At 59.3% G+C, this 523-nt stretch carries 2 protein-coding genes; both read left to right on the top strand.

Annotation, left to right across the window (positions count from 1 at the left end; all coding sequences use genetic code 11):
• Entirely contained in the window at positions 1-147 is a 147-nt protein-coding gene (locus tag ACX3P0_RS25345; RefSeq protein ID WP_459092998.1) for a hypothetical protein, read from the top strand.
• A 35-nt stretch (positions 148-182) separates the two neighbouring features.
• Positions 183-523: hypothetical protein (locus tag ACX3P0_RS25340; protein WP_459092996.1), on the top strand; the 341-nt coding region annotated here is incomplete at its 3' end.

The following is a 523-nucleotide window of genomic DNA, read 5'->3' as shown; positions in this document are numbered from 1 at the left end:
CTGGCCTTCACGCCCGACCAGAAGACGCTGATCACCACCAACGGCAATTCCAACGATCTGACGTTCATCGACACGGCGACCGACGAGCCTGTCGAATCGCTGACTGTCGGCCAGCAACCATGGGGCGTGGTCGTTTCGCCGAACTAAGAAGCAGGCAACCCAGGCAACAACGGAGTTATGCCATGAATATCTGCCGCACCATCGCCTATGCCGCGCTTGCCGGGATGCTGCTCGCCCCGATAGCTGCGCACGCCGACGACGATGACGATGCGCCGAAGGTGACGCGCTCCAGCAAGAACCTGCCGGAACTGATCCTTGGTTCCCCTGATTCCAGCTACGACGTCAACCAGAAGGATTTCGAACTGATTGCCGGCCAGGGCTATCGCTGGAAGATCACGTCGAAGGGCGGCTTCGAATACAAGTTCGTCACCGATCTGTTCCGCAATGTGTGGATGGACCAGATCGTCATCGACGATCTGGAAGTGCATATGGCGGGCGCGCCGGCCTGGCTGGAATTCGACGA

Source organism: Mesorhizobium sp. A556, assembly GCF_054489545.1.
The sequence above is the reverse complement of the archived record's forward strand: the minus strand, read 5'-3'. Positions and strand labels throughout refer to the sequence as shown.